A 20,478-nucleotide genomic window follows, 5' to 3' on the forward strand; every position below is an offset into this window, starting at 1 on the left:
AGTTCTGAGCCCACGTAGCCTGAGGGCATGAACGCGCCGGCGAGCTCGACCCCTCGCAAGCGTCGAGTGACTCCCGAAACCATGGCAGAGGCAGGCATCGCCCTGACGCTGCCCAAGGTGACGGTGAAGTCGGTCGCCGACGCGCTGGGCGTATCGATCGTCGCGATATACAACAACATCGACGGCCCGACCGCGCTCAAGGCCCTGGTCGCCGAGGAGATCCTGCGACGGTGGTCGCCGCCGCTCCCCGGAGACGACGAGTCGATGCACGACGCTCTACTGGAACTTGCCTCCGCGATTCGCGAACTGGTTCACCGCAACCCGGGCATAGCCGAGTATCTGATCGGTCTGACTCCCAGTTCCATCGACGCCCTTCGGATGGCCGACGCCGTGCAGACCCGATATCGAGTGCGGTACGAACTGACTTCCAAGCAGGCGACGTGGGCGGTCATCACCGTCGTCGAACACGCCATTGCATTGGCGGAGATCGTCTACAACGAGGCTCGCCGCGACCGTGAGTACGACGACGCGATCGCGGCGCGCACCGACCTCGACACCCTGCCGGGGGCCTACGACACGACCGACCGTGGACCCGACGGGATGTTTCTGTGGTCGATGCGCACCGTGGTGGTCGGCACGTTGGCGTTGATCGAAGAGCCGGATTTCGAGCGGGTCTAGATCAACTCGCGGCGCAGGTTGTCGAGGGTCGCGGCCTGGATCTTCTTCAATCCGAGGGGCGCGAACGTCTTCTCGAAGAATCCGCCGATTCCTCCGGCACCCGTCCACTCGGTCGTCGTGGTGACGACGGTGCCGTTGCCTTCGGGGACAACGGTCCAGGTGGTGACCATGGAGGAGTTGGCGTCGCGTTCGGTGATGGTCGAGCCGGAGACCGTGACGGAGGCGCTCACGTTGCGCACTCGCTTCTCGGTGGCCTGCAGGGTCCATTCGGCCACGGTGCCGTCGCCTTGTCCGCCCTGCACCACCCGGTAGTCGCGATACTGCTCGGGAAGGATGCGGGGCCGCACGGTTTCGTAGTCGGCGAGCGCGGCGAGCACCTGATCGGGTGTGGTGGCGATGGTGGCGGAACTGGATGCGCTGACCTGAGCCACGAGAACGTTCTCCTTCGAGTCGATTGGGGTTGCGTTCTCCATCCTGCCTCGCGTCGCTCCCGATGTCGGCACTGCCGCCGAGGGTGTGTGAGGTGGTTCACATCCGATAAGTTATCATCGGAAAACACATGCATGATGCAACCATTTGTCCGAATAGTTCCGTTTGAGCCGTCCGATTCGACAACAGTTGCGTGAAGTTTCACCGGACCGTCGGCAGCTTCGGTGGATACCGAGCAGTACGAGATATAGCGTCTACTCGTGGCTTCAGTGAATGCTCTTCTCGGACGACGGCCAGAACCGAGGGAGAGCGGTTACGCAGCGCATCGGTCGGGTGTCGAGAAGTTGCTTCGCAGCTATCGCGCAATACCGACCGACGCGACGGTGCGTCTGGCTAAGAAGACGTCCAACCTGTTTCGGGCCAGGACGACCTCGAAGACGCCCGGACTCGACGTCTCGGGATTGAGCAAGGTCGTCACCGTCGATGCCGCGGCTCGCACCGCCGACGTGGCGGGGATGTGCACGTACGAGGATCTGGTCGACGCGACGCTGCCCTACGGCCTCGCCCCTCTCGTCGTTCCGCAGCTCAAAACGATCACCCTCGGCGGCGCGGTCACCGGACTCGGCATCGAGTCGACGTCGTTCCGCAGCGGGCTTCCGCACGAGTCGGTACTCGAGATCGACGTCCTCACCGGTAGCGGCGAAATCCTCACGGCAACCCCCGAGGGCGAGCACGCGGACCTGTACTGGGGCTTTCCCAACTCGTACGGCACTCTCGGCTACTCGACGCGGCTGAAGATCGAACTCGAGCCGGTACTTCCGTTCGTTGCCCTGCGCCACTTGCGATTCCACGATCTGGACACGCTTCAAACGACGATGGACACCATCGTCGCTCGGCGTGAGTACGACGGCATCGAAGTTCAGTACCTGGACGGCGTCGTCTTCAGCGCCGACGAAAGCTATCTCACTCTCGGGGTTCAGACCGACGAGCCCGGACCCGTCAGCGACTACACCGGTGCCGACATCTTCTACCGTTCGATCCAGCATTCGTCGGACACTCCGAAGACCGATCGGCTCACCATCCACGATTACCTGTGGCGCTGGGACACCGACTGGTTCTGGTGCTCGCGTGCGTTCGGAACCCAGAACCCGCGGATCCGACGCTTCTGGCCGCGCAAGTACCGGCGCAGCAGCTTCTATTGGAAGTTGATCGGCCTCGATCGCAAGTACGACATCGCCGATCGACTCGAGAAGCGCAAGGGAAATCCGCCGCGCGAACGCGTCGTGCAGGACGTCGAGGTTCCGATCGAACACACCGCCGGCTTCGTACGCTGGTTTCTCGACGAGATTCCGATCGAGCCGTTGTGGTTGTGCCCCTTGCGCCTTCGCGAACCGGCCGCCCCCGGAGCCGATCCGTCCAGGCCGTGGCCGCTGTACCCGCTCGAGCCCAAGCGCACCTACGTCAACATCGGCTTCTGGTCGTCGGTGCCGATCGTGCCCGGTCGACCCGAGGGTGCCGCGAACCGCGCCATCGAGAAGAAGGTCACCGAGTTCGAGGGGCATAAATCGCTGTACTCGGATGCTTACTACACCGAGGATGAGTTCGCCGTTCTCTACGGCGGCGAGAAATACAGAGAACTGAAGAAGAAATACGATCCCGAATCCCGATTGCTGGATTTGTACTCGAAGGCGGTGCAGCGCAAATGACGACGTTCAAGGACTCCGGCAATCGCACGGTGAACGGGCCACAGAAACTCAAGATCTCCGAGATCCTCGAGCTGATCTCCGACGGCAACATTCCCCTGCGTTTCACCGCGTACGACGGCAGCGTGGCCGGCCCCGAGGATGCCAAGATCGGCCTCAACCTCAAGAGCCCACGCGGAACCACCTATCTCGCAACAGCTCCCCGTGATCTCGGCATGGCCCGCGCCTATGTCTCCGGCGACCTGGAGGCCACCGGTGTTCATCCCGGTGATCCCTACGAACTGCTCGCGCTGATGGGCGACGAGCTCCATTTCCGCCGCCCGTCGGCCATGACCTTGACCTCGATCGCTCGGTCGCTCGGCTGGGACGTGCTGCGTCCCATCGCTCCTCCGCCCCAGGAGGCGATTCCGCGGTGGCGTCGCATCGCCGAAGGTCTGCGGCATTCCAAGACACGCGATGCCGAAGCGATCCACCACCACTACGACGTGTCCAACAGGTTCTACGAGATGGTCCTCGGTCCCTCGATGACGTACACCTGTGCGGCATTCGAGAACATCGAGCAGTCTCTGGAGGCCGCGCAGGAGAACAAGTATCGGTTGGTGTTCGACAAACTGGGTCTGCAGCCCGGTGATCGGCTGCTCGACATCGGGTGCGGCTGGGGTTCGATGGTGCGCTACGCAGCGCGACGCGGAGTTCAGGTCATCGGTGTGACTCTCTCGCAGGAGCAGGCCTCGTGGGCGCAGAAGGCCATCGAAGACGAGGGTCTTGCGGACCTCGCCGAGGTTCGCTTCTCCGATTACCGCGATGTGCCCGAGACGAATTTCGACGCGATCTCGTCGATCGGGCTGACCGAGCACATCGGTGTCGGCAACTACCCGGCGTACTTCACGTTCATCCAGTCCAAGCTGCGCGACGGTGGTCGGCTGCTCAACCACTCGATCACCCGACCCGACAACCGCGCGCACGCCAAGGCGGGCAGCTTCATCGACCGGTATGTCTTTCCCGACGGGGAGCTCACCGGATCGGGTCGCATCATCACCGAGATCCAGGACGTCGGACTCGAGGTCCGGCACGAGGAGAACCTGCGCGAGCACTACGCGCTGACCCTCGCCGGGTGGTGTCAGAACCTGGTGGACAACTGGGATGCGTGCGTCGCCGAGGCCGGCGAGGGCACCGCCCGTGTCTGGGGCCTGTACATGGCCGGGTCCCGTCTGGGATTCGAGCGCAATGTCGTTCAGCTGCACCAGGTTCTGGCGGTCAAGCTGGGACCGAAAGGTCAGGCCGACGTACCTCTGCGTCCGTGGTGGAACGGCTGAGCCTTGTGAGTGGAACTTCGTAGCAGGGGTCGAAGTTCCACTCACATGGGAGCTAGCGACCGGTCGCCCGCAGGATGACTCGGGCGGTTTCGGTCGGCTGGTCCCAGTGCGGGAAGTGTCCGCATTTGTCGAACCAATGCAGGGTGGCGTCGGGGAAACGCTGCATCGCCACCTCTGCCTGGCTGGGCGTCGTCACCTTGTCCTGACGGCCCCAGCCGATGAGCAGCGACCCCTGCAGGGAACCTTTCGGGGCACCCTGCTGCTTCGGCCCGTGGATCAGCGCCTTGCGAGCGGCATCGAGCGAGGGTGAAGTCTTGGCGGAGAAGCCTTTCAGCTCCCGTTCGACCAGTCCGCTCGGCAATTTCCACGGCGCGGCCGAGAATTGCGCCAGCGCTGCGGTTCTGGTGATCGGGTTCCCGGCCAGGAAGGGCACCAGCGGTTGCGCCCGCTTCATCAACGCCAGCGATGCCGTGATGGTCGCCCCGAATACCTTGACCTGGCGGTCGTTCCAGAAGCCGCCCGGATCGAGGGCCACCATCGACCCACGGTGACCCCGACGGGCCAGTTCGACGACCATCCGTGCGCCCATGGAGCTGCCGACGAGGTCGGCGTCGGACAATCCCTCGTTGTCGAGGTACGCGCGCAGGGCGTCGGTCAACGACGCGATGGAGACGTCGGCCAACGGCGGTGTCTGTCCGAACCCGGGGAGATCGAGGGCGATGACCTCGCGGTGCTCCGCGAGGGCCGGGACGATCGGATCCCAGTTGCGGTGCGAGGACCCGAGCCCGTGGACGAGGACCAGCGGCGACCCGTTGCCAGTTCTGACGTTGTACATACCCGCGTCGTACCCGGAGACCGGAAACCTACACTTTCGGGCTGTAGTGCGACGGGTGCGAGCGACGCTGTACCGGCGGCAGATTGCGGGTGGGCGTGTGCACCGGAGGAGCCGTTGCCGGCCTCCGGCCCGCGACGCGATCCCATCCGGCTCGGGCGCGCGGATGGAGTCGGCGACGACGCGGCACCAGCCCGAACGCCAGGTTCACCGCCCTGCCGAACACCGCGAACCGTCGCGCGTCCCGCTCCGACCAGGTGTACCCCAGTAGCTCCCGGACGGGCGGGTCGTAGAGCCCGACGGTGATCCAGACGAACAACGATGCCACCGGTCTGCGCAGCACGGCCCACACACGTTCCGGCAGCCAGGAGGCGTACGGAGGTGGTCCGAGCGCGGACAGATCCAGTACTCCACGTGCGGCCATGTTGTCTTCCAGCACGTGTGTGCACATGCGCTCCCAGTACTTCTGGAATTCGACCCAGGTCTCGGGCACCGATCGCATGCTCATGCCGTAGAGCCGGTACCACTGCACATGCTCGTCGAACAGTTGCAGTTTCTGCGCTTCGGTCAGTCCGCCCATGAATCGGTCGGCGGTGAGCACTGTGCCCATGAAGAACGTCGCGTGTGCCCAGTAGAAAGTGTCGGGATCGAGGGCGTGGTACGTGCGCCCTTTCGAGTCGATTCCCTTGATGTCGTTGTGGTAGCCGCGCACCTGGTGAGCTGTCTCCTCGGCGCGGTCGCCGTCGAACACCACTCCCCCGATCGGATACAGGGAGCGGTAGAGCCGCTGCCATCGCTCGTCGAAGAACGTCGAATGCTGCTCGACGCCCGCTCCGAGGCCCGGGTGCATGTTCTGCATCGACCCCGCCCACACGCCCTGCAGCATCCCGCGCCAGTCACCGAAGTACTTCCAGGTGAGCGAGTCGGGACCGAGTGGGACGGGCCGATCGAACTGACTACGCATGTTGTCAAAGTAGCCTCGACAACATGCGTAGTCAACAGATGGAAGAGCGCAGATCCAAGCGATACGACGCGCTGCTCGACGCCGGGATCGAACTCCTCGGCGCGCAGGAGGGACCCGCGGTCAACGTCCGCGCCGTCTGCCGCGCAGCCGGACTCACCGAGCGCTACTTCTACGAGAGCTTCACCGATCGCGACACGTTCGTTCGCGCGGTCTACGCCTGGGTAGGGGCCCGAGCGCAGGAGGCCCTGGAGAACGCCGTCGCCGGAGCATCACCGAAGGACGCCGTGGCCGCGCCCGTCCGGGCGTTCGTCGAAATCGTCGTCGACGAGCCTCGGATGGGACGAGTGCTGCTGATCGCTCCGTTGGCCGAACCTGCGCTGAGCCGACGCGGACTCGACCTGCTGCCCGGGTTCGTCGAACTGGTTCGTGCCCGGCTACCCGAGTCCGCCGACCGGCAGCTCGTCGCCGTCGGAACCGTCGGCGCGTTGACGGCGCTGTTCATCGGTTTTCTGGACGGCACCCTCGACGCCACTCGCGACGCTCTCGTCGCGCACTGTATTCGCATCCTCGAGCAGGCCGCCGTGCAAGGATGATTGCACCTACAGCCGAAGGAGCTCGTTCATGTCCGATCTCGACCAGTCGTTCGCCGATGCGCAGGTTGACGTCAAAAAGCTCACGTCCAAGCCGAGCAACGACGATCTGCTGCGCCTGTACTCGCTCTTCAAGCAAGGTTCGATCGGAGACGTGACGGGTAAGCGTCCCGGACGGCTGGACATGGTGAACCGCGCAAAGTTCGATGCCTGGGCGAAGCTCGAAGGCACGAGCCAGGATTCGGCGAAACAGCAGTACGTGGATTTGGTGACCGCACTCCTCGCCGGCTGAGCCTACGGCTATGGTCGAGGGCGGGGGTAACGCAACGAAGGGACCCGCATGAGACGCACCGACAGCGACGTCGACGAGGCCGAGCTCGACATCGAGAAGCCGAAAACCCATGCGGCAGGTGCCACCGCCGTTGCGGTGTCGATGAAGCGCGCGCTGGGACACATGGGTCCCAAGCGCACCGCGCAGACGCTCCTCAAGCTGAACCAAGCCGAGGGCTTCGACTGCATGAGCTGCGCGTGGCCCGATCCCGATCCGGGTCATCGGCACGCCGCCGAGTTCTGCGAGAACGGTGCCAAGGCCGTCGCCGAGGAGGCGACGACCACGCGGGCCACTCCGGAGTTCTTCGCGCAGCACAGCATTGCCGAGCTCGATGCGCACACCGAACACTGGTTGGGTCAGCAAGGCCGCATCACGCATCCGATGATCAAGCTCCCCGGCGGCAGCCACTACGAGCCCATCGAATGGGACGATGCGTTCCGTCTGATCGGCGACGAGTTGAAGAGCCTGGCCAGCCCGGACGAGGCCATCTTCTACACCTCGGGTCGTGCGTCCAACGAGTCCGCGTTCATCTACCAGTTGTTCGCTCGGTCGTTCGGCACCAACAACATGCCCGACTGCTCCAACATGTGTCACGAGTCGACGTCCATCGCGCTGCAGGAATCCATCGGCATCGGCAAGGCCAGCGTCACGCTCGACGACGTTCACAACGCCGAACTGATCATCCTGGCCGGCCAGAATCCCGGCACGAATCACCCGCGTATGCTCTCCGCCCTCGAGCTGGCGAAGCAGAACGGCGCAAAGATTCTGTCCATCAATCCCCTTCGCGAAGCGGGACTGCTGAACTTCAAGAACCCCCAGACCCCGCGCGGCATGGTCGGTCCCGGTACCGATCTGTCGGATCTGCACCTGCCGATCAAGCTCAACGGCGACCTCGCTCTGTTCCAGGCCCTCGGGGCGCTGTTGGTGAAGTGGGACGCCCTCGATCACGAATTCCTCGGCGAATACACCGTCGGATTCGACGAGTGGAAGGCACACGTTGCCGAGGTCGATTTCGATCTCGTCACCGAGGTCACCGGTCTGTCGATGCAGCAGATCACCGAGGCCGCCGAAATGCTGCGCGACTCCAAGGCCACCGTCTTCTGCTGGGCGATGGGTCTGACGCAGCATCGCAATGCCGTCGCCACCATCAAGGAAGTCACCAATCTCGCGTTCGCGCAAGGAAACATCGGTAAGGCCGGTGCCGGTTTGCTTCCGGTTCGTGGCCATTCGAACGTGCAGGGCGACCGAACGATGGGCATCTGGGAGCGCCCTCCGGTGGCCTTCCTCGACGCCATGGCGGCAGAGTTCGACTTCGAGCCGCCCCGTGAGCACGGCTTGGACACCGTCGACTCGATCCGCGCCATGCGCGACGGCAAGGCCCATTTCTTCCTCGGCCTCGGCGGCAACTTCGTACAGGCGACGCCCGACAGCGACGTCACGTTCGAGGCGCTGCGCAAGATGCGCATGACCGTGCAGATCTCCACGAAGATCAACCGTTCGCATCTCGTCTGCGGCGAGACCGCTCTCATTCTGCCGACCCTCGGACGCACCGAGAAGGACGTGCAAGCCAGTGGTGAGCAATGGATTTCGGTGGAGGACTCCACCTGCTCGGTGCACTCGTCACGAGGACCGCTGAAGCCCGCGAGCCCGTACCTGCGCTCGGAGGTCGCGATCGTCAGCGGAATCGCCGAGGCGACACTCGGCGACCGATACGGTCTCGACTGGAAGGGTTTCCGCGACGACTACCGCAACATTCGCACGCACATCTCGCGCGTCGTCGCCGGTTGCGAAGGGTACGAGGTCAATGTTCGACGCCCCGGCGGCTTCGTCCTACCGCATCCCCCTCGCGACAGCAGGACGTTCGAAACCAAGAGCGGGAAGGGCGAATTCGCCGTCTCGCCGATCGACGTGCTGCAGGTTCCGCCCGGCCATCTGATTCTGCAGACGTTGCGCAGCCACGATCAGTTCAACACGACGATCTACGGCCTCAGCGATCGGTACCGCGGCATCGAGAACGGCCGACGCGTCATCTTCGTGCACCGAGAAGACATCTCGACGCTCGGCTTCCGCGACGGCGACATGGTCGATCTCGTCACCAAGTGGGACGACGACGACGTGGAACGGTGCGCGCCGTCGTTCCGCATCGTCGAGTACGACACCCCGCGTGGGTCGGCTGCTGCGTACTACCCCGAGACCAATCCGCTGATCCCGTTGGATTCGACTGCGCTGCAGAGCAACTGCCCTACCTCGAAGTCGGTGATCATCTCGATGGTTCCGGCGGGAACAGGAGCGCAGGGCACATCCAATGGTCATCAGGACAACGAGGGCTCGGACGAGGGGCACAAGTCGCACCCCCAGCCGCATCACCTCAGCTGATCGAACTCAGCTGAACGATCGAACCAGGGTCGCTGCGTCGGTGAACTGATGTCGCATCAGTTCACCGGCGGCCCGGTGATCGGCTCGACGCATCGCCTCGATCAATTCCTCGTGGCCGCGTACCGCCCGCCGTCCCCAGTCGGTGTCGGACGCATGGAGATGCGTCGGGGTGTACTTGACGGCACCGAGCAGAAACCACGCCAATGTGGTGCCGCCTGCGATCTTGTTGATGGCGCGGTGAAACTCGAACTCGCACCGTTCGACGGCATCGGCGTCGGCGCGTGTCACGGCGTCGCGTAGGTCGTCGTTGAGGGTGGTCAACTGCTGGAGATGCTCCGCCGTCACCCGCCGGGATGCGCGCTCGGCCAGGGCCGCGGCGATCGTGCCCTGCAACCAGAAGATGTCGTCGATGTCCTGCTGTGTCAGTTCGACGACGCGGTAGCCCCGATGCGGGACCGATTCGAGCAGCCCTTCGCCGCGCAGCGACACCAGCGCCTCGCGTACCGGGGTGGCACTGACTCCCAACTCTGCTGCGGTCTCGTCGATGCGGACGAACGTCCCCGGCTTCAGCGCACCGGCGACGATCCTGCGACGAATGTTCACGGCGACATCCTCGGACAACTGCGGACGTCGCGGAATCGGCTGTTTCGATGATGCCGTGCGCGTGAGATCGAGGCTCATTCCACATCTCCTGCACAGCGGGGCGGCGGGGGTTGTTGCAACGGTGACGGACGCATAGTGTGTCCTGGAGAACATTGAATCACATCAAATATATGTGATGCGATCTGCTGGAGGATAGAGCCCGTGACGGACCAGATCGAACGAACGAACGAGAGCACCTTCGAAAGCCTCGATCCCAGAACGGGTCTCGCACTCGCCACGTACCCGATCGCCGACGCCGCCGAGGTCGAGATCGCCGTGGCCCGCGCCCGCTCGGCCGCCCGGTGGTGGGACGCGCAGGGATTCGAGGGCCGCAAGCGGTGGCTCCTCGAATTCAAGACCTCGATCGCCCGCGACGCCGCGAGCCTCGCCGCCGTCATCGCCGCCGAAACCGGCAAGCCGGACGAGGACTCCCTGCTGGAAGTCATGTTGGGCGTCGAACACATCGATTGGGCGGCGCGTCACGCCGGCAAGACCCTGAAACAGCGCCGGGTCGGATCGGGTCTGCTCGCCATCAACCAGAAGGCCTACGTCAGCTACCGCCCGTTCGGCGTCGTCGGCGTCATCGGGCCGTGGAACTACCCGCTGTACACGCCGATGGGGTCGATCGCGTACGCCCTCGCCGCAGGCAACACCGTCGTCTTCAAGCCCAGCGAACTCACCCCGGGTGTCGGGGTCTGGTTGGCCGAGAAGTGGCAGTCGCTCGCCGCTCCCCACCCGGTGTTCCAGACGATCACCGGCGACGGTTCCACCGGCACTGCCCTGGTCGAAGCCGGCGTCGACAAGATTGCATTCACCGGCTCGACCGCGACGGCCAAGAAAGTCATGGCCACGTGCGCGAAATCGTTGACGCCGTTGATCGCCGAGTGCGGCGGTAAGGACGCGATGCTCATCGACGCCGACGCCGATATCTCTGCGGCCGTGGAGTTCGCGACGTTCGGCGCGATGGGCAATGCCGGGCAGACCTGCGCCGGAGTCGAACGTATCTACGTCGCCGCCCCGGTTTACGACCGGTTCGTCGCCGAATTCACCAGGGCGGTCAAGGAATTGAAGCCCGGTGGATCGAAGACCTCGTCCTACGGCCCGATGACGCTGGGCAAGCAGAGCGACATCGTCCGCGCCCAGATCGAGGATGCGTTGGCCAAGGGCGGCACCGCAGTGGTGGGAGGTCTCGACTCACTGCACGGGCCGTACATCGACCCCGTCGTCCTCACCGACGTTCCCGAGGATTCGACCGCGATCACCGAGGAGACGTTCGGGCCCACCGTCGTCGTCAACAAGGTCCGCGACCTGGACGAGGCCATCGCCCGCGCCAACGCGTCCTCCTACGGTCTGGGTGCATCGGTGTTCACCAAGGACACCGCGGTCGGGCGACGCGCCGCCGAGAAGCTCGATTGTGGTGTTGTGACGGTCAATTCGGTGCTGGGCTTCGCCGGCGTGCCGGCGTTGCCGTTCGGCGGAACGGGCGACTCGGGCTTCGGCCGCATTCACGGCGACGACGGCCTTCGCGAATTCAGCACCGTCAAATCACTGACCGTGCAGGGCTTCGCGGCACCGATCGATCTGTTGACGATGAAGCGCAAAGCCCGGAACATGAAGCTCTCGGTGCTGGCGCTCAAACTCCGCCACGGACGAGGCTGACCATGGACATCGCGCCGGGTCGGGGTCGATACGGGTGGTTGCGCCGCGTCGAGGAACTCGACCCGGTCCGCGACTGTCACACCATTCACCGGATCACCGCGGGGTACGAGTTCCCCTGGGATTATCAGCGGGCCCTCGAATTCGCCTTGTTCCGAACCTATTGCGTGCCGACGATCTCCGCTCTGCTGGCCCGGACCGGCGAGTTCGAGAAGCGACCGCAGAAGCGGTACGACGACACCTCGCTGCTGATGTCGGAAATGGTCGAACACGGATACGACTCCGAACGAGGTCGCGAATCGTTGCGGACGGTCAATCGAATGCACGCGCAGTACGACATCTGCAACGACGACATGCTGTACGTGCTCACGACGTTCATCTACGAGCCCATCGAATGGATCGACACCTACGGGTGGCGTCGCCTGCATCCCCACGAGCGGCTCGCGACCTTCCACTTCTACAGCGAAGTGGGTAAACGCATGGGCATCAAGGACATTCCGGAGTCGTACACCGAGTTCGCACAGTTCAAGCTCGATTACGAAGAACGCACGTTCCGCTTCGGCGAGGACAACCGTCGCATCGGCACCTACACACTCGATCTCTACTGCTCGTGGTTTCCCGCCGCGCTCACCCCGGCCGTCCGGCAGGGCGTGTTCGCGTTGCTCGACGATCGGATGGCGAACGCATTCGGCTTTCCCGCGGGCTCACCCACGCTGGAACGGGCCGCGGTGCGGGCGCTGCGGACCAAGGCCCGCGTGGAGCGATTCCTGCCCACGAGAAAACACTCACGCACGACAGCCGACGCAGGCAACAAGACCTACCCCGGCTATCCCGTCGGGTACAGCCCGCGCGATCTGGGCACCCAGGCCGCATCACCGATTCGCGGTTGTCCGGTAGCGACGACGTAACTGCCAACTCGACGGGTCAGAGTCCGTCCACCCACCGGCCGAACGCATCGCGAAACTCCCCCGAGAGCGGCAGCGGTGCCAAGGCGGTGTTCGGATCGGCGGGCAGCGGGCCGAGCTCGCCCAGCATGTGCGAGCTGTTGGCGAAGTGCGCGAAGTGGAGATCGGTGTGGCCCAGGGCCACTCGCACGTTCTCGACCTGGCCGCAGGAGACGTTCAGGTCCTTGTCCGAGCAGGTCAGGAACGAGGAGTACGAGTCCGGTAGCGCGGCAGCCAGATCCGCCGGGTCCGTAGCATCCGCTTCACGCAGGAAGGTGGCGCTCTGCCGCAGTCCCAGACCGTCGACGATCGGGTCGGGCTCCGCGGACAGCGGTTGTCCCGCGCGAATATCGGTGACGGCCTGGGCGAAGCGATCCCTCGACGACGCGGCCTGCTCCTCGGTGAACTGGCCGACCGCCACGGCCTCGCCGATGTTGCGATCGACCTGTGCGGTCAGCAGATCCAGGTAGCGGATCGACAACGGCTCGAGCAGGCCGACATGGGTGAACGCCGCGCTGTCTGCATCAGCAAGGCGCAGCGCCGTCAGTGCGCCCTCGCTGTGCCCGATCACCGTCGTGCGATCCGCCCCGACACCGGTGCGCTGCTGCAGGAACGCCAGTGCGTCCGCAGCATTGTCGACCTGCGCATCGAAGCCGGGCGGATTGTTCGGATCCACCCCGGCCAGGCCGGTGCGGCCGCTCCCGAGCTTGTCGAAACGCAGGCTCGCAATACCGCGTCGCGACAGCTCGTCGGCGACGTATGCGGTCGTATTCAGCTGCAGATCACCCGAGTTCCCGTTGCGGTCGGTCGGCCCGCTGCCCGGCAGCACCAATGCCACGCCGCGGGTGTCGCCGACCGGCATGCGAAGGCTGCCGTAGAAGGTGATGCCACCGGACTCGAAGCTGACCTCCGAATCGAGCGCGTCGTCGGGTGACCACGGAACGTTGATCGGAGCAGCGGCCGCGGTACCCGCGCCGACGAGCAGGAGCATCGACGCGGCCAGTCCGGCCAGCAGTCCTCGGGTGCGCATCATGCCGCCAGAATAACAATCCGACCGACCGTTCGGATACGGCGTCACTGGCCGTAGCGCCCACGGCACGACGCTCGCGTCGCCCATCGAAAAACGCATGCGACCGCTCCCGACCGAGCCGGCTCGAGGCGTCGAACACCCAGCACACACCGGCTCCAGAAGGCCGAAGTGCTGGTCGGGGCACACCCCGAATCGGATAGGACGTAGCCTGGCGAGGGAGGTTCGGTGGTTCGACCGTGAATGACACCCGTGTTGTTCGGTTAGATTGGAAGAGCCACCAGGCACGATGCAAGAGGGTCGAGACCTGTCAACGAGCGACGGGTCACCACAATCGAGGAGAACAGGCCATGGCTTTACCAGTATTGACACCGGAACAGCGCACCGCGGCGCTGGCCAAGGCGGCCGAGGCACGCACTGCGCGGTCGAAGCTGCTCGCATCCGTCAAGTCCGGCGAACTGAGCGTCGCTGACGTCCTCGCCAAGGCGGAGAACGACGAGATCGTCAAGAAGACCAAGGTGTCCGCGCTGATCAAGGCCCTGCCGGGCGTTGGATCCGTGCGCGCCGCACAGCTGCTCGAGCAGCTGTCGATCGCAGATACGCGCCGCATCGGCGGCCTCGGCGCAAACCAGCGCGAAGCGCTGCTCGCTGCCGTCGCATCCTGATTCACATTTTCACGGGTCGTTCCTGCAGGCTCCACTCCTGATCCTGCGATAACGCGTTGCCTGCAGGGCTAGCATTTCGACCATGAACGTCGAAGTGACCCTGCTGCCCGGAATCGGGGTGCGGAAAGATTTTGCCCTCGCTTCCGGGCGCCGCATCGGCGTCATCACCCGCAAGGACGGCGCGAACGAGTTGATCGTTTCGCGCAAGGACGACCCCGATGCGACGCAAGCGTCCATCACCCTGAGCAATGAGGAAGCGGCGGCCCTGGGCAATCTGCTCGGGTCGCCGCAACTCATTGCTCAGCTCGGGGAAGAGCATCGCGACCTCCCCGGAATCAACACTCGTCAACTCCCCATTCGCGCGAATTCACGGTTCGTCAGCCGCACACTCGGCGACACCGCCATGCGCACCAAGACCGGAGTATCCGTCGTCGCTGTCATGCGCGCCGGCCAGGTACAACCGTCACCCACCCCCGACTTCACGCTCGCCGCAGGTGACCTGCTGGTCGCCGTCGGCACCGCGGACGGACTGGACGCAGCAGCCAAGTTGCTCGGCAATGCCTGAGATCAGTCGGGGCTGACCCGTGGCCGAGAGCGCGCTCGCCCTCACCGAGCTGGGTGCCGTGTTCTTCGTTCTCGGACTTCTCGCTCGTCTCGCCGGCCGGATCGGCGTCTCCCCCATCCCGTTCTACCTGCTCGGCGGACTGGCCTTCGGCAACGGCGGATTCGTCAACCTCGGCGGCATCGACGAGTTCAGCGAGATCGCCAGCGAAATCGGCGTCATCCTGCTGTTGCTGCTGCTCGGCCTCGAATACACCGCAACCGAGCTCGTCACCGGCCTGCGTCGATCGTGGATGGCCGGTCTGGTCGACATCGTCCTCAACTTCGCGCCCGGTGCCGTCGTCGCGCTGCTGCTCGGCTGGGGCGGAGTCGGCGCGCTCGTGATGGGCGGCGTCACGTACATCTCGTCGTCGGGCATCATCGCCAAAGTTCTCACCGACCTGGGCCGACTGGGAAACCGTGAAACTCCCGTCGTGTTGTCGATCCTGGTTTTCGAAGACCTCGCGATGGCCATCTACCTCCCGATCCTCACCGCAGTGCTGAGCGGAGTCAGCTTCCTCGGCGGACTCGAAGCCCTCGGCATCTCACTGTTCGTCATCACCTTCGTGTTGGTCGTCGCGCTGAAATACGGCAGATTCGTCTCGGCGATCGTCGACAGTCCCGACCGCGAAATCGTCCTGCTCAAAGTCCTCGGATCCGCCCTGCTGGTGGCCGGCATCGCGTCGGAACTGCAAGTCTCGGCGGCCGTCGGCGCGTTCCTGTTGGGAATCGCGATCTCGGGCTCGACGGCCGACAACGCGACCCGCGTCCTCGAACCCCTACGCGACCTGTTCGCTGCGATGTTCTTCGTCGTGTTCGGTCTGGGCACCGACCCGTCGACCATCCCGCCAGTGTTGGGCTGGGCCGTCGTCCTCGCCGTCACCACCGCCGCGACCAAGATCGCGACGGGCTGGTGGGCGGCAGGTCGGCAGGGAATCGGCAGGCCGGGACGACTACGCGCCGGTGCGGCGTTGGTGGCGCGCGGAGAGTTCTCCATCGTCATCGCCGGACTGGCCGTCGCCGCGGGGGCTGTCGAAGGCGAACTGGCAGCCCTGGCGACCGCGTACGTGCTGCTGATGGCCATCCTGGGGCCGATTGCTGCCCGCGTCGTCGAACCCGTCGCGAAGGTTGTGCTCCGGACCAAGCCCGCGGTGTGATTGGCTTTTCGACATGGCAGACAAGCGGACGGCTCTGAGGCGACGGCCGCAGTTGTCCGAGGAAGTCGCCAGCCACGTCCGGCACCTGGTGATGTCCGGAGAGGTGAGTCCGGGAGACTTCATCCGGCTCGACGAGACCGCAGCCCAGCTGGGCGTCAGCGTCACCCCGGTGCGTGAGGCGCTACTGACCTTGCGTGGTGAGGGCATCGTCGAGCTCGTCCCCCACCGCGGCTATGTGGTGTCTGCGCTGACGCCGAGCGACATAGTCGACATCTTCTGGCTGCAGGGGCAGATCGCGGTCGAACTGGTACGCCGGGCGGCACCGAAGATCACCGAGATTGAACTCGACAGGCTCGCCGAGCTCACCGCTGCCCTGTCGGTCGCCGTCGAGAACGGCCGGGCCGAGGATGTCGAGAACATCGAGTTCGAGTTCCATCGTGTGCTGAACCGTCTGGCCGAGTCGTCCAAGTTGGCGTGGTTTCTCAACAACGCCACCCGCTACACCCCGACCCGTCTCTACGCCACCGACCGCGACTGGGGCCGAGCAGCCGTGCGCAATCACGAGGAGCTGATCGCGGCCCTGATTCGAAACGACGTCGACGCCGCCTGCGAATTGATGAAGCAACAATTCACAGACGGCGCCGAGAGGTTGATCGCGCATCGCGGTTGAGTGCGCTACGCGCACGTGAGTGGAAACTCGTAGCCTGCTACGCGTTTCCACTCACATGGGGTCAGCGCAGCGAGGCAGGAACCTGGAAGCGCTCGCCGTACTTCTTGGCCAATTCGTCCGCGCGAGCGACGAATCCGGCCTGACCACCCGGGTAGCCGACGACGTACTGGTGCACGCCACCCGTCCACGCCGGGAAGCCGATGCCGAAGATCGAACCGATGTTGGCGTCGGCGGTGGTGTTCAGGACACCCTCGTCGAAGCACTTCTGCGTCTCGATGGCCTCGATGAACAGCATGCGTTCCTTGAGGTCCTCGAACGGGATGTCCGCCGAACCCGACTTGAACGCATCACGCAGTCCAGGCCACAGGCCGGCGCGCTTACCGTCTTCGTACTCGTAGAAGCCAGCGCCCTTGGCCTTCGACGGACGCTCGAACTCGTCGACCATCTTGTCGATGACCTCGCCGGCCGGATCCTCGGGAGGGGTTCCACCGGCAGCCTTGATGGCGTCGTAGGTTTCCTTGCGGATTTTCTGCATCAGGTTGAGCGTGAGCTCGTCCGAAAGCTGCAGTGGCGCAGCCGGGTAACCGGCCTGCAGACCGGCCTGCTCGATGGTCGACGGCTCGACGCCCTCGCCCAGCATCGCGATGGCCTCGTTGATGAACGTACCGATCACGCGAGAGGTGAAGAATCCACGACTGTCGTTGACGACGATCGGGGTCTTCTTGATGAGCTGCACGAGGTCGAATGCCTTGGCCAAGGCCGCATCCGACGTCTTCTCACCGCGAATGATCTCCACCAGCGGCATCTTGTCGACGGGTGAGAAGAAGTGGATGCCGATGAAGTCTTCCTGACGCTTGATGCCCTGAGCGAGGCTCGTGATGGGCAGCGTCGAGGTGTTGGAACCGAGCAGCGCCGTCGGATCGACGAGGTCCTCGATCTCCTGGAACACCTTCTGCTTCAACTCTTCCGACTCGAAGACGGCCTCGATGACGAGGTCGGCACCTTCGACGTCCTTGGCATCGGCGGTCGGGTGGATGCGTGCGAGCAGAGCGTCCGACTTCTCCTGGGTGGTCTTGCCACGCGAGAGCGCCTTGGCCTCGATGGCCTCGGAGTACGCCTTGCCCTTCTGCGCCGACTCGATCGCAACGTCCTTGAGCACCACGTCGATTCCGGCCTTGGCACACACGTACGCGATGCCCGCGCCCATCATGCCTGCGCCGAGAACCGCGACCTTGGTGAAGGTGGTCTTCTCGATGCCGTCGGGACGAGACTTGCCGGCGTTGATCGCCTGCAGGTCGAAGAAGAACGCCTGAATCATGTTCTTGGACACCAGACCGGTGACCAACTCGGTGAAGTACCGCGACTCGATGGTGCACGCATTGTCGAAGTCGACCTGCGCACCCTCCACTGCCGCAGCGAGAATCGCGCGCGGAGCCGGCATCGGTGCGCCCTTGATCTGCTTGCGCAGGTTGGACGGGAAAGCAGGCAGGATCTGCGCGAGCTTCGGGTTCGACGGCGTGCCGCCGGGGATCTTGTAACCCTTGACATCCCACGGTGCGACGCCACCCTCGGGGTTGGCCTTGATCCATGCCTTGGCGGTGGGCACCAATTCGTCGATGCTGCCGACCAATTCGTGAACCAGACCGATTTCGAGAGCCTTGGCCGGACGGAACCGAGTGCCCTGAGCGAGGACCGTCATGAAGCCGGTCTGAATGCCGAGCAGCCGGGTGATGCGGGCAACGCCGCCGCCGCCGGGCAGGAGACCGAGCGAGACCTCGGGCAGACCGATCTGCACGCCGGGAACATCGGCCGCGATGCGGTGATGCGTGGCGAGCGCGATCTCGAGTCCGCCGCCGAGTGCCGCGCCGTTGATGGCGGACACGACCGGCTTACCGAGCTTCTCGAGCCGACGCAGCTGTCCCTTGACTTCCTGGACCTCGTCGAACACCCGCTGGGCGTCCTCGGGCTTGGCTTCGATGAGGGTGTGCAGATCGCCGCCGGCGAAAAACGTCTTCTTGGCGGAGGTCAGCACGACTCCGGTGATGCTGTCCTTCTCGGCCTCGAGGCGGTCGACCGTCGCGCCCATCGAGTCCTTGTACAGCTGGTTCATCGTGTTGGCGCCCTGGTTGGGGTCGTCCATCGTCAGAACGACGATGCCGTCGGCGTCCTGGTCCCACTGAATCATGTTGTCAGACATCGTTCTACCTCAGACTCGCTCGATGATGGTGGCAACGCCCATGCCGCCGCCGATGCACAGGGTGATCAAGGCGTACCGGCCGCCGCGGCGCTCGAGCTCGTCGAGCACGGTGCCGGTGATCATGGCTCCGGTGGCACCGAGCGGGTGGCCCATGGCGATGGCACCGCCGTTGACGTTGAGCTTCTCGTTCGGGATCTTCAGATCCTTCTGGAAACGCAGCACCACGGAAGCGAACGCCTCGTTGAGCTCGAACAGATCGATGTCGTCGACGGTCAGGCCGGCGGTGGCGAGAACCTTCTTCGACGCCGGGGTCGGTCCGGTCAGCATGATCGTCGTATCGGCACCACTGGTGGCCGTCGCGACGATGCGGGCGCGCGGGACCATGTTCAGGTCCTTGCCCGCCTGCTCGCTGCCGACGAGGACGAGGGCTGCGCCGTCGACGATGCCGGAGCTGTTTCCGCCGGTGTGGACGTGATCGATCTTCTCGATCCAGTGGTACTTCTGCAGCGCCACGTCGTCGAATCCGCCCATGGCCGCGATACCGGTGAATGCCGGGTTCAGCTTGCCGAGCGACTCGACGGTGCTGCCCGGACGCATGTGCTCGTCCTGATCGAGGATCAGCAGACCGTTCTGGTCGGTGACCGGAACGACGGACTTGGCGAAGTAACCACCGGACCACGCCGCTGCGGCGCGCTCCTGGGACTGGACGGCATACGCGTCGACGTCCTCGCGGGTGAATCCTTCGATGGTGGCGATCAGGTCGGCACCGATGCCCTGCGGGGCGAAGTAGGTGTCGTAGTTGGTGGCCGGGTCCATGGCCCATGCGCCGCCGTCACTGCCCATCGGCACGCGAGACATCGACTCGACGCCGCCCGCGACAACCAGTTCGTCCCAGCCCGAGCGCACCTTCTGCGCGGCCAGGTTGACGGCCTCGAGGCCCGACGCGCAGAAGCGGTTGAGCTGGAAGCCGCCGACGGTGTCGGGCATCTTGGCTGCGAGCACGGCCGTGCGGGCGATGTCGGCACCCTGATCTCCGACGGGCGAGACCACACCCAGGATGAGGTCGGAGATTCGGTTCTCGTCCATGTCGGGGAAACGTCGACGAAGCTCGTCGATCAGCCCGGTCACCAAGGAAATCGGCTTCACCGAATGCAGGGAGCCGTTCTTTCCTTTACCTCGGGGAGTCCTGATGGCCTCGTAAATGAATGCCTCTGTAGTCACAGCGCGCAGTTCCTTCCACATACTCGATCTTGTCGCGATCGCCGTGCCGGCCGATCGCGTCGGTGCGAGGCCATGACAGACCTCAGCTCATGCCACAGTAAGTTGGCATACCGATCCGACATAAGGACCGAAACGAGCGTTTCGCATGACCCACGATGCGGTTCAGGTTTGAACGACCCCGTCATGGGAAATTACGATGCGTCAGATCGACCCGAAGGCGAAAGAAGACCGACCATGGAAACCGACAACGAACCGACCGTGGGCGCTCGCGTCAAAGTACGCACTCGCAGCGACGACAAGTCCGGAGCCGACAGTTCTGGATCCGACGCCTACGAGACCGGCGCGATCGTCGACGACTTCGGAGTCCAAGCGACCGACAGCACCTCGCGGGACTGGGCCGTCGCCAAGCGATGGGCCGTCGCCCTCGACAGCGGCCGATTGGTGTTCGTCGACACCGACGATCTCACGCTCGCCTGAGCC

Annotated in this window: 20 protein-coding genes; 13 read left to right on the top strand and 7 right to left on the bottom strand. The window is 64.6% G+C overall.

Going from position 1 to position 20,478, the window contains the following annotated elements:
- The first annotated feature begins 27 nt into the window (after positions 1 to 27).
- Positions 28 to 678, top strand: coding sequence for a hypothetical protein (locus AB0P23_RS12780; protein WP_287453934.1), 651 nt, complete (start codon positions 28 to 30; stop codon positions 676 to 678).
- On the opposite strand, the gene AB0P23_RS12785 is transcribed toward AB0P23_RS12780, so the two are convergent.
- On the bottom strand, positions 675 to 1,109 hold the full coding sequence (locus AB0P23_RS12785; RefSeq protein WP_287453932.1) for an SRPBCC family protein: 435 nt from the start codon (positions 1,107 to 1,109) through the stop codon (positions 675 to 677). The two genes, AB0P23_RS12780 and AB0P23_RS12785, sit on opposite strands and share 4 nt — an antisense overlap.
- Before the next feature lie 258 nt (positions 1,110 to 1,367).
- Between AB0P23_RS12785 and AB0P23_RS12790 the strand changes: the two genes are divergently transcribed.
- Together AB0P23_RS12790 and AB0P23_RS12795 are read left to right on the top strand one after the other, a co-directional pair.
- The gene (locus AB0P23_RS12790; RefSeq protein ID WP_052073580.1) at positions 1,368 to 2,813 is read left to right on the top strand and encodes an FAD-binding oxidoreductase; all 1,446 of its coding nucleotides are present in this window, start codon (positions 1,368 to 1,370) and stop codon (positions 2,811 to 2,813) included.
- On the top strand, positions 2,810 to 4,126 hold the full coding sequence (locus AB0P23_RS12795) for a class I SAM-dependent methyltransferase (protein WP_363797773.1): 1,317 nt from the start codon (positions 2,810 to 2,812) through the stop codon (positions 4,124 to 4,126). Before AB0P23_RS12790 ends, AB0P23_RS12795 begins: the two co-directional genes overlap by 4 nt.
- 52 nt (positions 4,127 to 4,178) lie before the next feature.
- On the opposite strand, the gene AB0P23_RS12800 is transcribed toward AB0P23_RS12795, so the two are convergent.
- The gene (locus AB0P23_RS12800; protein ID WP_283541822.1) at positions 4,179 to 4,961 is read right to left on the bottom strand and encodes an alpha/beta fold hydrolase; all 783 of its coding nucleotides are present in this window, start codon (positions 4,959 to 4,961) and stop codon (positions 4,179 to 4,181) included.
- Positions 4,962 to 4,989: 28 nt separating this feature from the next.
- Positions 4,990 to 5,922, bottom strand: coding sequence for an oxygenase MpaB family protein (locus AB0P23_RS12805; protein ID WP_283541821.1), 933 nt, complete (start codon positions 5,920 to 5,922; stop codon positions 4,990 to 4,992).
- A 23-nt stretch (positions 5,923 to 5,945) separates the two neighbouring features.
- Between AB0P23_RS12805 and AB0P23_RS12810 the strand changes: the two genes are divergently transcribed.
- Genes AB0P23_RS12810 through AB0P23_RS12820 form a run of 3 tightly spaced genes read left to right on the top strand, consistent with a single transcriptional unit; the run spans position 5,946 to position 9,219 of the window.
- Positions 5,946 to 6,515, top strand: a complete 570-nt coding sequence (locus AB0P23_RS12810) for a TetR family transcriptional regulator (RefSeq protein WP_283541820.1) — start codon at positions 5,946 to 5,948, stop codon at positions 6,513 to 6,515.
- A gap of 28 nt (positions 6,516 to 6,543) precedes the next feature.
- Complete coding sequence (locus AB0P23_RS12815) at positions 6,544 to 6,804, top strand: acyl-CoA-binding protein (protein WP_032364582.1); 261 nt, start codon at positions 6,544 to 6,546, stop codon at positions 6,802 to 6,804.
- A gap of 48 nt (positions 6,805 to 6,852) precedes the next feature.
- A complete protein-coding gene (locus AB0P23_RS12820) occupies positions 6,853 to 9,219 on the top strand; it encodes an FdhF/YdeP family oxidoreductase (RefSeq protein ID WP_027494542.1) in 2,367 nt (788 codons plus the stop codon).
- 6 nt (positions 9,220 to 9,225) lie between these two features.
- On the opposite strand, the gene AB0P23_RS12825 is transcribed toward AB0P23_RS12820, so the two are convergent.
- Positions 9,226 to 9,900 carry a GntR family transcriptional regulator gene (locus AB0P23_RS12825; protein WP_204859157.1) on the bottom strand — a complete coding sequence of 225 codons (675 nt, stop codon included), beginning with the start codon at positions 9,898 to 9,900 and terminating at the stop codon, positions 9,226 to 9,228.
- Between the two features lie 123 nt (positions 9,901 to 10,023).
- On the opposite strand from AB0P23_RS12825, the gene AB0P23_RS12830 reads away from it, so the two are divergent.
- Both AB0P23_RS12830 and AB0P23_RS12835 read left to right on the top strand, forming a co-directional pair.
- Positions 10,024 to 11,520, top strand: coding sequence for an aldehyde dehydrogenase family protein (locus AB0P23_RS12830; protein ID WP_206498920.1), 1,497 nt, complete (start codon positions 10,024 to 10,026; stop codon positions 11,518 to 11,520).
- Between the two features lie 2 nt (positions 11,521 to 11,522).
- Positions 11,523 to 12,425 carry an oxygenase MpaB family protein gene (locus AB0P23_RS12835; protein ID WP_057472549.1) on the top strand — a complete coding sequence of 301 codons (903 nt, stop codon included), beginning with the start codon at positions 11,523 to 11,525 and terminating at the stop codon, positions 12,423 to 12,425.
- A 16-nt stretch (positions 12,426 to 12,441) separates the two neighbouring features.
- Here AB0P23_RS12835 and AB0P23_RS12840 read toward each other — a convergent pair whose 3' ends face one another.
- Positions 12,442 to 13,494, bottom strand: a complete 1,053-nt coding sequence (locus AB0P23_RS12840; RefSeq protein WP_094651671.1) for an alpha/beta hydrolase — start codon at positions 13,492 to 13,494, stop codon at positions 12,442 to 12,444.
- Between the two features lie 344 nt (positions 13,495 to 13,838).
- Here AB0P23_RS12840 and mihF point away from each other — a divergent pair, with 344 nt between their 5' ends.
- The 4 genes from mihF to AB0P23_RS12860 all read left to right on the top strand — a co-directional run bounded on the left by mihF (position 13,839) and on the right by AB0P23_RS12860 (position 16,580).
- Complete coding sequence (gene mihF, locus AB0P23_RS12845; protein ID WP_008712632.1) at positions 13,839 to 14,153, top strand: integration host factor, actinobacterial type; 315 nt, start codon at positions 13,839 to 13,841, stop codon at positions 14,151 to 14,153.
- Positions 14,154 to 14,235: 82 nt separating this feature from the next.
- Entirely contained in the window at positions 14,236 to 14,718 is a 483-nt protein-coding gene (locus tag AB0P23_RS12850; RefSeq protein ID WP_027494547.1) for a cation:proton antiporter regulatory subunit, read from the top strand.
- Between the two features lie 19 nt (positions 14,719 to 14,737).
- Positions 14,738 to 15,910, top strand: coding sequence for a cation:proton antiporter (locus tag AB0P23_RS12855; protein ID WP_027494548.1), 1,173 nt, complete (start codon positions 14,738 to 14,740; stop codon positions 15,908 to 15,910).
- Between the two features lie 13 nt (positions 15,911 to 15,923).
- Entirely contained in the window at positions 15,924 to 16,580 is a 657-nt protein-coding gene (locus AB0P23_RS12860) for a GntR family transcriptional regulator (RefSeq protein ID WP_287454223.1), read from the top strand.
- Positions 16,581 to 16,641: 61 nt separating this feature from the next.
- On the opposite strand, the gene AB0P23_RS12865 is transcribed toward AB0P23_RS12860, so the two are convergent.
- Together AB0P23_RS12865 and AB0P23_RS12870 are read right to left on the bottom strand one after the other, a co-directional pair.
- Positions 16,642 to 18,777 carry a 3-hydroxyacyl-CoA dehydrogenase NAD-binding domain-containing protein gene (locus AB0P23_RS12865; RefSeq protein ID WP_032399301.1) on the bottom strand — a complete coding sequence of 712 codons (2,136 nt, stop codon included), beginning with the start codon at positions 18,775 to 18,777 and terminating at the stop codon, positions 16,642 to 16,644.
- 9 nt (positions 18,778 to 18,786) lie between these two features.
- Entirely contained in the window at positions 18,787 to 19,998 is a 1,212-nt protein-coding gene (locus AB0P23_RS12870; protein ID WP_027494551.1) for an acetyl-CoA C-acetyltransferase, read from the bottom strand.
- A 234-nt stretch (positions 19,999 to 20,232) separates the two neighbouring features.
- On the opposite strand from AB0P23_RS12870, the gene AB0P23_RS12875 reads away from it, so the two are divergent.
- Positions 20,233 to 20,475 (top strand): hypothetical protein, encoded by a 243-nt coding sequence (locus AB0P23_RS12875; protein WP_032384107.1) that lies wholly within the window; start codon positions 20,233 to 20,235, stop codon positions 20,473 to 20,475.
- Positions 20,476 to 20,478: the final 3 nt, after the last annotated feature.

Origin of the sequence: Rhodococcus sp. NPDC077669 (assembly GCF_040686915.1) — a bacterium.
Lineage (GTDB): Bacteria > Actinomycetota > Actinomycetes > Mycobacteriales > Mycobacteriaceae > Rhodococcoides > Rhodococcoides fascians.

Bases quoted from the DNA above. Each gene is read 5' to 3' on its own strand.
- AB0P23_RS12780 (WP_287453934.1), top strand. From the start codon at position 28: ATGAACGCGCCGGCGAGCTCGACCCCTCGCAAGCGTCGAGTGACTCCC.
- AB0P23_RS12795 (WP_363797773.1), top strand. From the start codon at position 2,810: ATGACGACGTTCAAGGACTCCGGCAATCGCACGGTGAACGGGCCACAG.
- AB0P23_RS12800 (WP_283541822.1), bottom strand. From the start codon at position 4,961: ATGTACAACGTCAGAACTGGCAACGGGTCGCCGCTGGTCCTCGTCCAC.
- AB0P23_RS12805 (WP_283541821.1), bottom strand. From the start codon at position 5,922: ATGCGTAGTCAGTTCGATCGGCCCGTCCCACTCGGTCCCGACTCGCTC.
- AB0P23_RS12810 (WP_283541820.1), top strand. From the start codon at position 5,946: ATGCGTAGTCAACAGATGGAAGAGCGCAGATCCAAGCGATACGACGCG.
- AB0P23_RS12815 (WP_032364582.1), top strand. From the start codon at position 6,544: ATGTCCGATCTCGACCAGTCGTTCGCCGATGCGCAGGTTGACGTCAAA.
- AB0P23_RS12820 (WP_027494542.1), top strand. From the start codon at position 6,853: ATGAGACGCACCGACAGCGACGTCGACGAGGCCGAGCTCGACATCGAG.
- AB0P23_RS12825 (WP_204859157.1), bottom strand. From the start codon at position 9,900: ATGAGCCTCGATCTCACGCGCACGGCATCATCGAAACAGCCGATTCCG.
- AB0P23_RS12835 (WP_057472549.1), top strand. From the start codon at position 11,523: ATGGACATCGCGCCGGGTCGGGGTCGATACGGGTGGTTGCGCCGCGTC.
- AB0P23_RS12840 (WP_094651671.1), bottom strand. From the start codon at position 13,494: ATGATGCGCACCCGAGGACTGCTGGCCGGACTGGCCGCGTCGATGCTC.
- mihF (WP_008712632.1), top strand. From the start codon at position 13,839: ATGGCTTTACCAGTATTGACACCGGAACAGCGCACCGCGGCGCTGGCC.
- AB0P23_RS12850 (WP_027494547.1), top strand. From the start codon at position 14,236: ATGAACGTCGAAGTGACCCTGCTGCCCGGAATCGGGGTGCGGAAAGAT.
- AB0P23_RS12860 (WP_287454223.1), top strand. From the start codon at position 15,924: ATGGCAGACAAGCGGACGGCTCTGAGGCGACGGCCGCAGTTGTCCGAG.
- AB0P23_RS12865 (WP_032399301.1), bottom strand. From the start codon at position 18,777: ATGTCTGACAACATGATTCAGTGGGACCAGGACGCCGACGGCATCGTC.
- AB0P23_RS12875 (WP_032384107.1), top strand. From the start codon at position 20,233: ATGGAAACCGACAACGAACCGACCGTGGGCGCTCGCGTCAAAGTACGC.